The organism is Chryseobacterium indologenes (assembly GCF_018362995.1).
GTDB classification, from domain to species: Bacteria; Bacteroidota; Bacteroidia; order Flavobacteriales; family Weeksellaceae; genus Chryseobacterium; species Chryseobacterium indologenes_G.
Genome location: NZ_CP074372.1, coordinates 2,724,273 through 2,736,657 on the forward strand (window position 1 = coordinate 2,724,273; position 12,385 = coordinate 2,736,657).

The 12,385-nt window shown below is 36.3% G+C and carries 12 protein-coding genes; 8 read left to right on the forward strand and 4 right to left on the reverse strand.

Annotation, left to right across the window (positions count from 1 at the left end; all coding sequences use genetic code 11):
* Positions 1-16: 16 nt before the first annotated feature.
* Positions 17-1,015, forward strand: coding sequence for a T9SS type A sorting domain-containing protein (locus DYR29_RS12300; RefSeq protein WP_213277115.1), 999 nt, complete (start codon positions 17-19; stop codon positions 1,013-1,015).
* Between the two features lie 63 nt (positions 1,016-1,078).
* Here the strand turns inward: DYR29_RS12300 and DYR29_RS12305 are convergent, their stop codons facing one another.
* Positions 1,079-3,163, reverse strand: coding sequence for a TonB-dependent receptor domain-containing protein (locus DYR29_RS12305; protein ID WP_213277116.1), 2,085 nt, complete (start codon positions 3,161-3,163; stop codon positions 1,079-1,081).
* Between the two features lie 165 nt (positions 3,164-3,328).
* Between DYR29_RS12305 and DYR29_RS12310 the strand changes: the two genes are divergently transcribed.
* Both DYR29_RS12310 and DYR29_RS12315 read left to right on the forward strand, forming a co-directional pair.
* A complete protein-coding gene (locus tag DYR29_RS12310; RefSeq protein WP_249413492.1) occupies positions 3,329-4,081 on the forward strand; it encodes a DUF3575 domain-containing protein in 753 nt (250 codons plus the stop codon).
* Between the two features lie 103 nt (positions 4,082-4,184).
* On the forward strand, positions 4,185-5,477 hold the full coding sequence (locus DYR29_RS12315; protein WP_213277118.1) for an MFS transporter: 1,293 nt from the start codon (positions 4,185-4,187) through the stop codon (positions 5,475-5,477).
* Between the two features lie 59 nt (positions 5,478-5,536).
* Here the strand turns inward: DYR29_RS12315 and DYR29_RS12320 are convergent, their stop codons facing one another.
* Positions 5,537-5,752 (reverse strand): hypothetical protein, encoded by a 216-nt coding sequence (locus DYR29_RS12320; protein WP_034696179.1) that lies wholly within the window; start codon positions 5,750-5,752, stop codon positions 5,537-5,539.
* Between the two features lie 219 nt (positions 5,753-5,971).
* Here DYR29_RS12320 and DYR29_RS12325 point away from each other — a divergent pair, with 219 nt between their 5' ends.
* From DYR29_RS12325 to DYR29_RS12345, 5 genes are all read left to right on the forward strand, one after another.
* Positions 5,972-6,646 carry a DUF4919 domain-containing protein gene (locus DYR29_RS12325; protein ID WP_213277119.1) on the forward strand — a complete coding sequence of 225 codons (675 nt, stop codon included), beginning with the start codon at positions 5,972-5,974 and terminating at the stop codon, positions 6,644-6,646.
* Positions 6,647-6,848: 202 nt separating this feature from the next.
* A complete protein-coding gene (locus tag DYR29_RS12330; RefSeq protein WP_213277120.1) occupies positions 6,849-7,700 on the forward strand; it encodes an alpha/beta fold hydrolase in 852 nt (283 codons plus the stop codon).
* Positions 7,700-8,170 (forward strand): RNA polymerase sigma factor, encoded by a 471-nt coding sequence (locus DYR29_RS12335; RefSeq protein ID WP_213277121.1) that lies wholly within the window; start codon positions 7,700-7,702, stop codon positions 8,168-8,170. Before DYR29_RS12330 ends, DYR29_RS12335 begins: the two co-directional genes overlap by 1 nt.
* On the forward strand, positions 8,160-8,753 hold the full coding sequence (locus tag DYR29_RS12340) for a hypothetical protein (protein WP_213277122.1): 594 nt from the start codon (positions 8,160-8,162) through the stop codon (positions 8,751-8,753). The genes DYR29_RS12335 and DYR29_RS12340 overlap by 11 nt, the downstream gene beginning before the upstream one ends.
* Positions 8,750-9,364, forward strand: coding sequence for a class I SAM-dependent methyltransferase (locus DYR29_RS12345; protein WP_213277123.1), 615 nt, complete (start codon positions 8,750-8,752; stop codon positions 9,362-9,364). Before DYR29_RS12340 ends, DYR29_RS12345 begins: the two co-directional genes overlap by 4 nt.
* A gap of 72 nt (positions 9,365-9,436) precedes the next feature.
* On the opposite strand, the gene DYR29_RS12350 is transcribed toward DYR29_RS12345, so the two are convergent.
* Positions 9,437-11,194: an ABC transporter ATP-binding protein gene (locus DYR29_RS12350; protein ID WP_213277124.1), complete on the reverse strand. Its 1,758-nt coding sequence runs from the start codon at positions 11,192-11,194 to the stop codon at positions 9,437-9,439.
* A gap of 366 nt (positions 11,195-11,560) precedes the next feature.
* The gene (gene truA / locus DYR29_RS12355) at positions 11,561-12,313 is read right to left on the reverse strand and encodes a tRNA pseudouridine(38-40) synthase TruA (RefSeq protein WP_249413493.1); all 753 of its coding nucleotides are present in this window, start codon (positions 12,311-12,313) and stop codon (positions 11,561-11,563) included.
* Positions 12,314-12,385 lie beyond the last annotated feature (72 nt).

Genomic DNA, 12,385 nt, shown 5'->3' on the forward strand with positions numbered 1-12,385 from the left:
ACAAAAAATTCTGACTATGAAAAAATCTTTACTCCTTTTAATAGGAGCATCTGCCATGATGTCTGCGCAGATCACGCTTACAAAAGCAGCCAATGATCCTATTTCCGGAAATGCTATCAATTACAATAACGCAACTGGTACCGTAAACAACTCTGCAACAGGACCTAACGCAACATTTTCAAATGGAGGACTTACAATGGGAGCCGCGTCACAAACAACCTATTCAACTCCTTCTTCTACTGAAATAGCAACTTTCCCGGGTTCTACTCTTAAAATGGTAGACGGAGCAACAACCGTTTATTACAAAGCTTCAGCTACTAAACTGGAAATTACAGGAATTGTAAATACACAGGCAACTTTAAACTTTAGTGTGGATAACGGTACTCATATTAATTATCCAACAACGTACGGACCAACACAGACTGATACCGCCAAAGGAACTTTTTCCTCATCTTCTGCCAGCGGATTATTTAGTGGTACAATGACTGCCATTTCTGATGCATATGGAACTTTAATTATAGGTAATCAAACCTACAGTAATGTTCTGAGAGTAAAATTCACACAGAGTTTTAATTTGTATTCATCCCTGGATGTTACTTATTCTAACCCTATCGGAACAATAACCAATACAGCATATTCTTATTACGATGCTTCTCACAGATATGCCCTGCTAAATTCTACAAACGGAAATATCAGCATTCCATTGTTGAGCATCAACCAGAATGTAAAAACTACATTTGCATTAAGTGAAACATTCCTGGCCGTAAACAATGCAGTAAAAAAAGAAAACTTAGTGGTTTATCCTAATCCGGCACAGGACTTTATCGGTTTCAAAGGAAATACTGATAATTATTCCAAAGCCAATATCTATAGCCTGGATGGTAAACTGGTTAAAACTTCAGATGTAAAATCAGGAAACATACAGATCTCAGATCTTCCTCCTGCATCTTATTTCATTCAGATCAGCGGAAAAAATGCTGCAGATACAAAGAATACGAAATTCATCAAGAAATAATAAAAACAAAATCCCCGCTCCTACAAATGAGCGGGGATTTCTTATTAACATTCAAATTTGCCTTTAAAAGGTAGCTGCGGGAGCCGTTTCATTATTAAGTTTTCGCTGAATTTCTGTCTTTTTTCCTTTAGAGAAATCATAGCTTAATCCTAATACAAACATAGATTTATTGTTCATAATCTGAGTATGAACTTTATAGTCTGCCAAGCTTTCAGGTAAACTTTTCGTTTTATATTCCGAAGGCATTCCTATCCAGTACATGCCTGTGGAAAACGTCCAGTTCTTGTGTTTATAGCTTATAAAAATATTATTCTGATTTTCATTTGTATTGAGGAAAGCTCCATTAAGATTATACACCGGAATATTGAACTGATACTGAAGTGAAAAAGATTTATATTCTGAGGAAAGTGAAAAATAATTTCCCAGATAGTCATTCTTAATCAAAGCCCCTGTACTTGTTCTTACCGTTTCAGAAGTAGGCGTAATCACAGCTTTTATGACAAGCAGGCTATTCCCGAACGGTTTATAAGATCCTGTAAGCTGCACTCCGTACCGTTGTCCGTTTTTTCCGTTTTCATAAGTCAGAGCGTAGCCTCCCAATACATCATCCTGAACATAATACTGATTGATCACCCTATTGGTATACCGATAAAATAAACCTGCATTGAAATCAAAATATTTATTATTAAAAGAATAGGTCAGGTTATTAGAAAAAACCTGTTGAGATTCTAAAAAAGGATTTCCTCTCTGGACAATATTTGGAGCCAATTGTACGACATTACTACTTAAAGCATTACTCCATGGGCTTACCGGATTATAGCTTGCTGTAAATCGAAGATTCTGATTATTTTTAAGTTGATAAGCTAAAATAACCTTCGGGGTAAAAGTCCATTCATCAAAAGTATTCTCTGCACTTTTGTTATGAATATTTGTAAGGCCGGCTCCGATGCGGTAGCTGAATTTATCAACTTTTCCGGCAAATTCGGTATAAAAATACTGTTCCAGATAATTGACACTGTATTGAGAATATCCGGCAAGGTTATTCAGATCATTGGAAATGGAAGACCTGGAAATACGATATCCGGATGAAAGTTTTCCAGCTTTAAAATCATGGGTATGGGCAAGCTCTCCTACCAGACTCGTTTGCTTTGCCTTCAGGACCATATCATTATCATATACCGAAAGTCCTGAACCTACAATCCATTCACTGGCAGTTTCTGATGTATTGGTGGTGTAATGAGATCCTACTAGATTAATGCTCAGCTCATCTTTTTCACCCATTTTTTTGGAGTAATAAAGATCCAGCTTAGGAATTACATAATCCGAACCATTATTTTTAAACATTGCATGTTCTTCCTTCAGTTGATCTTCATTAAAGACACTCTGCCCTACCCCTTTTGAAAATCTGCTGAAAATATCCATATTCAGTTTGGCCTGAAAAGCATAATCATCAGGAACAAGTCTGGTATAACGCAAAGCAACATTCTGGAAAGTATACCCGAAATAATCTTTCCTGTTTTCATCAGAACGATAATGCTTTCCGTTCAGCTGGTAATCATAGATACTGTTTACTCTTCGGTCATCATAATCCCTTACATTCAGGGAATATTCAAGTCCGAAATTATTTTTTCCCTTAGTATAATTGGCGTAGGCAGAACCGTTTACAAATCCGGTATTCAAAGCCGTAGATACATCAGCCCCGAAAACATATCCTGTTTCTGTGGATCTTGTCAGAATATTAACTACGGTGTCAGCTCTTGTAGCCCATCTTGCCGGCGGAATATCATAATATTCTACCTTTACCACTTCACCGGGAGCTACACTTCGGATCTGCATATCTGTAGCTTCAATCCCATTGATTAAAAAGAGCGTAGTTCCTCCCTTAGTACTGGTTATTGTATTGGATATCGGATCCAGCTGTAACTCAGGAAGGGTACGAAGCAGATCTTTTGCATAACGTGCTCTTTCCAGTGCCTCTTTATCAAAAGTATAAACTGCTTTATCCGCAAACTGTTTTTTACGTTGGGATTTTAAAATAACTTCCTGAATCTCTTTTGTTGCGGCAACATCGGCGGTATCATTTTTCTTCTCCTGAGCAAAAGCAAACGCTCCGCAAAGAAAGAATATGGTATAAATAGTTTTTTTCATGTCAAAAGACGAATTATACTATTAGGACAATCAATCCCTGATGTATATTACATTGATGATCGTTAATATTAAAGATTTATCAATAATTTTACTTTAAATCTAATTATTATGTTAAATACAGCCCGTTTTTTGCTGGTATTATTTAGCATCACAAAATATAAAGTCATGAAAAAAGTATTCATATTACTTCCGTGCTTTCTTTTTTCAGTATGGGAAGCTCAGGAAATTCAAAACAGTTCGGCAGAAAAGATGAATATCATCAAGACTAATGTCACAGGTTATGCTTTCAGAAATATTAATCTTTCCTATGAGCGGGCCATCAACCAATGGTTTTCAGTAAATATCGGGTTCGGAACAATGCCGGAAGGAAAAGTACCATTCATTAATTCCTTTCTGAAAGATGAGGATGAGAAAAGATTCCAGAATCTTAGGATAAAAGCCACCAATTTCACCATAGAACCAAGGTTTTATATTGGAAAAGGTTATGGAAAAGGATTTTATTTTGCGCCTTACTATCGGTATTCAAGTGTGACTTCCAATACTTTTGATTTTTATTATGATTATAATGGTCCCAATGGAGTTACCTATCAAATTCCCCTTAAAGGACAGGGAGACACCAATGGAAACAGCGGAGGTCTGATGGTAGGAGTACAATTTTTTCTTACCCGAAGTCAAAATCTTGTTCTGGATTTCTGGATTGCCGGCGCGCACTATGGAAGCGGAAAAGGTGATTTTATGATGACCTCAGATTATGTATTGACTCCTGATATGCAGGCTCAGCTTAAAAAAGAAATTGAAAATCTGGACATTCCTTTTGTAAAATACACTGTAGAAACCAATGCCAACGGAGCCAGAATAAAAGTGGATGGTCCGTGGGCGGGATTCAGAAGCGGGCTTTCTATTGGATACAGATTTTAAAAAACACACAGTCTATACCTGTAAATCGTTCTTTTTCAGAGCGATTTATTTTTTTCTGAAATTTGTATCTTGGGTGTGAAAAACTTGTCTGAAATAATACTTTATGAATTCATCCACTATCACTACTGGTCAAAGAATCAAAGCCATCATAGGCGGATCTATAGGAAATCTTGTTGAATGGTATGACTGGTATGCTTACGCTGCCTTTGCCATTTATTTTTCACATTCATTTTTCCCGGATTCTGACCTGAATGCACAGCTGATGAATACAGCGGGAATATTTGCAGTAGGCTTTCTGATGCGTCCCATTGGAGGCTGGGTATTCGGAAGCATTGCTGACAAGATCGGGAGAAAAAAGGCGATGACGCTTTCTGTATTACTAATGTCATTCGGATCTCTGCTGATTGCCCTTACTCCTACTTATAAAACTATCGGAATCCTGGCTCCTGCCTTATTACTGCTCGCCAGATTATTACAAGGATTGAGTGTAGGAGGTGAATACGGTGTTTCCGCAACTTACCTCAGCGAAATGGCATCGGAAGATAAAAGAGGATTTTATTCAAGCTTTCAGTATGTTACTCTGATCGGAGGGCAGCTGATTGCATTGGGAATACAACTGATCTTACAGAAATTACTTTTAACAGAGGCCCAGCTTGAAGAATGGGGCTGGAGAATTCCTTTTGTTATAGGAGCATTACTTTCTGTTATCGCTTTATATTTAAGAGCCAATCTTCATGAAACCGAAGCCTTTGAGAATAAAAAAGAAATCAGTGAAAAGAAAAAAGGAACAGTAACAGAACTCCTCAAGCATCCCAAAGCTTTGCTTACGGTAATCGGGCTGACACTAGGAGGAACTCTTGCATTCTACACCTATACCACTTATATGCAAAAGTTTCTGGTAAATACTGTTCATCTGACTAAAGAGCAATCTACCCTTATCTCATTTATTTCATTATTTATATTTGCCTGCCTGCAGCCTGTTTTCGGAGCATTATCGGACAAAATTGGACGAAGACCGATTCTTTTGGGCTTTGGAATTTTGGGAACGTTATTCACTGTACCACTTCTTACCGCTTTAAGTACAACCACTTCAATGTGGACTGCTTTTTTCCTGATTATGGCATCTCTGATCATTGTCAGCGGATATACCTCCATCAATGCTGTTGTAAAAGCAGAACTCTTCCCTTCAGAGATCAGAGCGCTGGGGGTAGGACTCCCGTACGCACTGACAGTAGCTATTTTCGGGGGAACCGCAGAATATATTGCCTTATGGTTTAAACAGGCAGGAGCAGAAAGTTATTTCTACTGGTATATTACGGGATGTATTTTATTTTCCCTGATCGTTTATGCCGGAATGAAAGATACAAAGGAAACTTCCACACTTGATAAAGATTAATAGTATACAGCTTTATAAAAACGTGCGCCGCAGATTCTCTGCGGCGCACGTTCTATTTCTTAATGATAGGCTTGCTTAAATTTTTCAATCATACTATCCAGATTATGACGCTGGACGTATATACTTTTTACCTCTTCATACCTCGGTGATTTGTAGAAAACCTCGTGGAAATCCATACTACCGTTTCCTACTTTTACAACTTTCTGTACTTCGATATTCAACTTTCTCAATTCGTCTTTGAAGACTTTAAACTCATCTTGGATACTACTGCTCATTAATATTTTTAGTTTTTTAGTTAAAAATTCCATTAACCCCTTTCAAGGTAAGGGGTAATCTCTTAAATTCCGAATAAAGTTAGTAAATTTATCGACACAAAATAACACTTTGACAACATTTTATTGCTTTTTTTGCAAACAGTGCGTAAACTTTTATCTTATTGATACATATTCCGTATTTTTAAGTCACCAAAAAATCACAACAACGTTATATAAACTATGAATATTAAAGCATTTTTCTCTTTATTCTTTTTAATATTGCTTACTTTCCTGCATGCACAAAAGATGGAATTTAAGGCACCCGATTATGCTGCCATTCAAAAAAATATTGAAGATAAAAACTCGGAATTGTATTATCCGAAACTTTTAAAAAGATTAAAACAGAATGATACGCTTCTTACAAGCAGTCAATACCGTCATCTTTACTTCGGCTACACCTTTCAAAAAGACTATCAACCCTATAAAACAGGCAAGAAAGCTGAAGAAGTGGCCAAATATTATCGTGGGGAAGGTATTTCACAAAAAGATCTTTCCAAGGGAATCCGACTATTTCTGGATGCTCTGGATGAAAACCCACTGGATCTGCGGGCTATGAATTATCTTGCTTATTTATATCATTTAAATAATGATGATACTACTGCTGAAAAGATTGCGGGAAATTTCCATGGGTTACTAAACGCTATTCTTACTTCTGGTGACGGATTGAAATGCGAGACAGGATTTCACGTTATTACTGTCACAGATGAATATGTACTCTTAAACAGGTTTCAAATGGAAACCAAAGCACAAAGCCACAATGGAAAATGCGATTATCAGGAATTTGAAAAAGGTAAATATAAAATTCCGGGATTTTATTTTGATATCAGCAGGTTTTATGGAAAAATATTAGATTAATCTTTTCAATAATGTATTCAAAAATTCACTAAAGTTTATTATTTAAGAATAAATTGCTAAAATATTTTCATATAATTCCCCCCTAATAGAAAGGGTTTCGGAGTAAAAAGGAATATTTTTTTCAAAAAAAATTAAAATCTAGTGTAACATTTTTTTGAAGTTCGTCTCTAAAAGGCAAATAAACCTTAAAACTTTAGAAATCATGAAAAAATTTACATTCCTTCTTATCATCATGTTATTTTTCTTAGCGGCATGCAATATCTTCGGTCAGGAAACAGTGTATCCGTTTGAAGTAAAGAAAACCGGAAAAGGAGATCAGTCTTTATTATTTATTCCGGGATTTGCCTCTTCCGGGGATGTATGGAATGAAACGACTTCAAAATTTGAAAAAAACTTTACTTGTTATACTTTGACGATGGCAGGATTTGCCGGAACAAAACCACAGTCAGACGCCAGCTTTAAAGATTGGGAAAAAGGAATTGCCGCTTATATAAAGAATAATAAAATTGACAAACCTATTATCATCGGACACAGCATGGGAGGCGGCCTTGCCCTGGCTATTGCCGCAGACTATCCTGAGCTGGTAGGAAAAATCGTTATTGTAGATACGCTTCCTTGTCTGACCGCGATATCTGATCCTAATTTTACCTCTAAAGAAAATAATGACTGCTCCTCTACCATTACTCAATTAACAGCTATGAGTGATGATCAGTTCCGCAAAATGCAGACACAGATGATGCCGCGTCTTCTGGCAGATACTTCTATGCAGGAAACTGTTATCGGCTGGAGCATGAAATCTGACCGAAAAACATTCGCTAAAATGTACTGTGATTTTTCCAATACCGATCTGAGAGATAAAATAAAAAATATACAATGTCCTTCCCTTATTCTCTTGGAATCTTTTTTTACCAACCTGAAACCAACTATTGAAGGTCAGTACAAAAATTTAAAAAATGCCAATATGCAATATGCTTCAAAAGGATTGCATTTCATTATGTATGATGATAAAGATTGGTACTTTAATCAGCTTACTCACTTTTTATCTTCGAAATAATGGCTTTTGAAGAGATATACGAACTCTACTGGCAAAGGATATTCCGTCTGTGTATGGGATATGTGAATGATACTGACCTCGCCCAGGATCTTGCCCAGGAAACATTTATCATTGTATGGCAACAGCTTCCGAAATTCAGAAATGAATCCAGCGTAGGAACATGGATCTTCAGAATAGCTTCTAATAACTGTCTTCGGCAGATTGAAAAGGAAAAGAAATTTACAAAAACAGATCTGCCTGTTAATCTGGAAGAAAAAAAGCAGGAATCTATGGAACCTCAGATACAAATGCTGTATCAGTTTATTTCGGAGCTGCCGGAAACAGACAGAATTATTATTTCATTGGAACTGGAAGAGGTAAAACAGGCTGAGATAGCACATATCGTAGGACTTTCGGAATCCAATATACGGGTAAAGATTCACAGGATAAAAGAAAAATTAACACAAAAGTTTAGAGAAAATGGATTCTAATATCGATTTCAAAAATATATGGAAGCAGCAGACTTCCAACAAACCCAATCTGGAAGAGCTTATTGGTAAATTGAAAAAATTCCGAAATCAAAATCTTCGTAAGCTGATTCTGGCCAATATTGGACTAATCACCACCTCATTATTAATCATTTATATCTGGTATCGTTTCCAGCCTCAGATGATTACTACAAAAATCGGGATTGTGCTTGTCATTCTGGCCATGGTTATGTTTCTTTTTGCTTATAATAAAATATTTATGGTTTTTTACAAAATTGATAAGACTCAGTCGAATAATGAATATCTGCAGAGTTTATATGTGGTAAAGAGTAAGCAGAAATTTATGCAGACCACTATTCTCAACTTATATTTTATTATGCTTTTTCTGGGAATATGCCTTTATATGTATGAATACACTTCAAGAATGACAGTAGGCGCAGCGATTCTGACCTATACGGTAACATTAGCATGGATTGCTTTCAATTGGTTTTATTTAAGACCTAAAACAATAAAGAAACAACAGGGGAAACTTGATGAATTAATTAATAAATTTGAAGAAATAAACAATCAATTAAAAGAATCATGAGTTCTTCCGACAACAAAAACCATTGGGAAAACGTATACGAAACCAAAAACCCTGATCAGGTAAGCTGGACCCAGAAAAAACCACAGACCTCCCTTGACTTTATCAAATCTTCAGGATTGGGAAAAGATGCCAACATTATTGATATTGGCGGCGGCGACAGTAATCTTGTTGATTTTCTTCTTGAAGAAGGTTATGAGAATATTACAGTCCTTGATATTTCTGCCAACGCTTTGGAAAAAGCACAGAAAAGACTCGGAAATTTAGCGGGTAAAGTAAAATGGATCGCAACCGATATTACCGCTTTTCAACCCTCGGAAACTTATGACATCTGGCATGACAGAGCTGCATTTCACTTCCTGACAACTCCGGAACAGGTTTCAAAATATATTGACATTGCAGAAAAGAATGTGAATAACTTTATGATCCTTGGAACTTTTTCCAAAAACGGACCTACGAAATGCAGTGGATTGGATATTCAGCAGTATGATGAGGAATCATTATCAGAAAAATTTAAAGCAAGCTTTGAAAAAATAAAATGCATTACTGAAGATCATATCACCCCTTTTGAAACTGTTCAGAATTTTGTTTTCTGTAGTTTTAAAAAGCATTAAATGAATTATATATTTAAATAAAAAAGAGAATCGTAATGACTCTCTTTTTTGTTTATTATCATTCCTTATGGATTATGATTCTTTTTCTTCTTCCAATTCTACTTCATGACGCAGCTGGGCTTTGTAAAGAGTAGAATAATATCCGTTCTTATCCAAAAGCTCAAGGTGCTTACCTTCTTCTACAATTTTACCATGTTCCATCACAATAATTTTATCTGCTTTTTCAATAGTGGAAAGCCTGTGCGCAATAATAATGGAGGTCCTGTTTTTTGTAAGCTTTTCTGTTGCTCTCTGGATCAGTTTTTCACTTTCATGGTCAATGGAGGATGTTGCTTCATCCAGAATTAAAATTTTCGGATCTGATAAATAGGCTCTCAGGAAAGACAGCAATTGTCTCTGGCCTAAAGAGATTGACGAACCTCTTTCGCTCACTACATAATCATATCCGCCAGGAAGCTGCTGGATAAACTGATCTACCTCAATTTCTCTGGCACCTGCTTTTATTTTATCTAAAGTTATGCTGTCATCTCCAAAGGAAAGATTTTCAAAAATACTTCCATGGAAAAGGAAAACATCCTGCAAAACGACTCCGATGTGGCTTCTCAGATTATAAAGCTCATAATCTTTTAAATTCACATCATCAATCAGAATATTTCCGGAGTTGATGTCATATAATCTTGTGATCAGACTGATAATGGTAGATTTTCCGGCACCTGTTGCCCCTACAATAGCGACTGTTTCTCCTGGATTTACTTTAAAATCAATACCTTTCAGAACTTCCTGCTTTTCATCATAGGCAAAATGTACTTTCTGAAATTCAATTTTTCCTGCAAAATGGTCTTTCTTTACCGTACCGTTATTCGGCATTGAATTCTCTTCATCCATTAATCCCAGTACCCTTTCCGCTCCTACAATCCCTCGTTGGATATTGTTGAAACGGTCAGCAATCTGTCTTAAAGGGCGGATCAGCATTGAAATATACTGAATAAATGCAATCACGACTCCGGCACTGATGGTAATATATCCTCCATAGAAAAGAATAAATCCTATGAATAACGAAGAAATAAGTTCTACTACAGGAAAGAACAGTGAGAAAATAAATACGGTTCTCAGCAATGCACTTTTCAGGGTAATATTGATGTCATCAAATTTTTTGAATTCAGCTTCCTGTCTGTTGAATACCTGAATGATAGACATTCCCGCCAGTCTTTCCTGAACAAAAGAGTTCTGATTGGCAGTCCAGTTTCTCTCATCTCCAAAAGCTTTCTTCAGTCTTTTCTGGAAAAATCTTGTAATGACTACCATTAAAGGTAAAATAGCCAGCGTAATATAACTCAGATGAACATTGGTACTGAACATCATGACCAATACAAACAGGATTCTCAGAATATCCCCGAAAACCATCAGGAAACCATCCGTATATACAGTGGCAATTGTTTCCACATCTCCTACCGCACGTGTTACCAGCTGTCCTATAGGCGTTTTATCAAAAAATGAAGTCTTAAAATAAATCAGCTTAGCATATAAACGCTCTCTGATATCCCTGATCACATTCTGTGAGATAAAATTTGAAAAATAAACCAGGAAAAAGTTTAAAATCGTTTCAGCAAACACCAATCCTACAAGGATATAGATATGTTTCATCATCAAAGCCTTATCATGAAGCTTTGTAATATCATTATCCACCACCTGCATAGTAAGATATGGCCTGTAAGTAGAAACAATGGAAAGGAAAATAGAAATTATAAGCGTAAGGATGAACCATGAACGGAACTTCATTCCGATAAAGAACAGCCTTTTTATAATCCCCCAGGTATCTTGTTTTTTCATTGTACGAATCGAAAGAAAGAATTAAAATAAAAATTCTATGCAAAAATAAGACTTTATAACCGGACTGCCTTTACAACTTTTGCAAATCGTCATAGAAAATTTCAGATACCTGTTATTTACAGAATGAATATCCTTAGTCTGGTGACAAGCTGATTTTTTGGCAATTAAACCCATTTTATTCCTCATTAAAGATGAAAAATAAATTTGTAATCAATAAAACAACCTTGTTTGAAACCTCCCGATATCTCGGAACGTCTCCTGCAACTTGCGGGAAACCTCCCGAGTCCTCAGAAGGTTTATTTTAAGGCCGTTTGTAACCAAACGAGTTTTCTGACTGTCACAAATGAATTGGTAACAGGATATTTATTAAAATTCGTAACCAACATCCACAAGATACAACCCATGTCCCGGAGCTGAAGTTCCGGCAGCATTGCGGTTTTTATCTTCAATCACAGTACGAAGATCTTCTGGTTTCAGTTTTCCGGTTCCTATTTCTACCATTGTTCCCACAATCGCACGAACCATGTTTCTCAAAAATCGGTTAGCCGAAACAGTAAATTTCAGTTCCGAACCATTCTGTTCCCATTCTGCTTTATAGATTTTGCAGATATTGGTTTTGTTGTCGGTTTTTAATTTGGCAAAACTGGTAAAATCCTCGTATTCAAAAAGAATCTTACAGGCTTCATTCATGGCATCAATATCCAATCCTCTTTTCCAGTGCTGCCAGGCCGATTCCTGAGTGAATGGATTTTTTTCCAGTGAGATATAATACTCATAGGTTCTGTACGTAGCATCAAAACGGGCGTGGAAATCATCTTTTACCGGAAAAATCCTTTTAATGGAAATATCAGGCGGAAGAAAACTGTTCAGCCTGCGTGGAAGCTGATCGTTTACTTCCTTTTCCGTATCAAAATGAGCAAATATTTTTTTGGCATGAACCCCTGTATCCGTTCTTCCTGCTCCTGTAGTTTTAATCTCTTCCCTTAAAATTGTGGAAAGTGCTTTTTCCAGTTCTTCCTGTACAGAAATGGCATCCGGCTGTATCTGGTAGCCGAAATAATTCTTTCCGTTGTAAGAAAATTCTATAAAGTATCTCAATGTATTGTAATAACTCCACAAAAATACTTTAATTTAACGAAATATTTGTTGAAAAGTCTTTGAGAATAATATACCAAATGCTTATGAAAATTC

Coding starts and splice junctions, on each gene's coding strand:
- DYR29_RS12325 (WP_213277119.1), top strand. CDS start 5,972: ATGAATATTAAAGCATTTTTCTCTTTATTCTTTTTAATATTGCTTACT.
- DYR29_RS12320 (WP_034696179.1), bottom strand. CDS start 5,752: ATGAGCAGTAGTATCCAAGATGAGTTTAAAGTCTTCAAAGACGAATTG.
- DYR29_RS12345 (WP_213277123.1), top strand. CDS start 8,750: ATGAGTTCTTCCGACAACAAAAACCATTGGGAAAACGTATACGAAACC.
- DYR29_RS12350 (WP_213277124.1), bottom strand. CDS start 11,194: ATGAAAAAACAAGATACCTGGGGGATTATAAAAAGGCTGTTCTTTATC.
- DYR29_RS12330 (WP_213277120.1), top strand. CDS start 6,849: ATGAAAAAATTTACATTCCTTCTTATCATCATGTTATTTTTCTTAGCG.
- DYR29_RS12315 (WP_213277118.1), top strand. CDS start 4,185: ATGAATTCATCCACTATCACTACTGGTCAAAGAATCAAAGCCATCATA.
- DYR29_RS12310 (WP_249413492.1), top strand. CDS start 3,329: ATGAAAAAAGTATTCATATTACTTCCGTGCTTTCTTTTTTCAGTATGG.
- DYR29_RS12305 (WP_213277116.1), bottom strand. CDS start 3,163: ATGAAAAAAACTATTTATACCATATTCTTTCTTTGCGGAGCGTTTGCT.
- DYR29_RS12300 (WP_213277115.1), top strand. CDS start 17: ATGAAAAAATCTTTACTCCTTTTAATAGGAGCATCTGCCATGATGTCT.
- DYR29_RS12335 (WP_213277121.1), top strand. CDS start 7,700: ATGGCTTTTGAAGAGATATACGAACTCTACTGGCAAAGGATATTCCGT.
- DYR29_RS12340 (WP_213277122.1), top strand. CDS start 8,160: ATGGATTCTAATATCGATTTCAAAAATATATGGAAGCAGCAGACTTCC.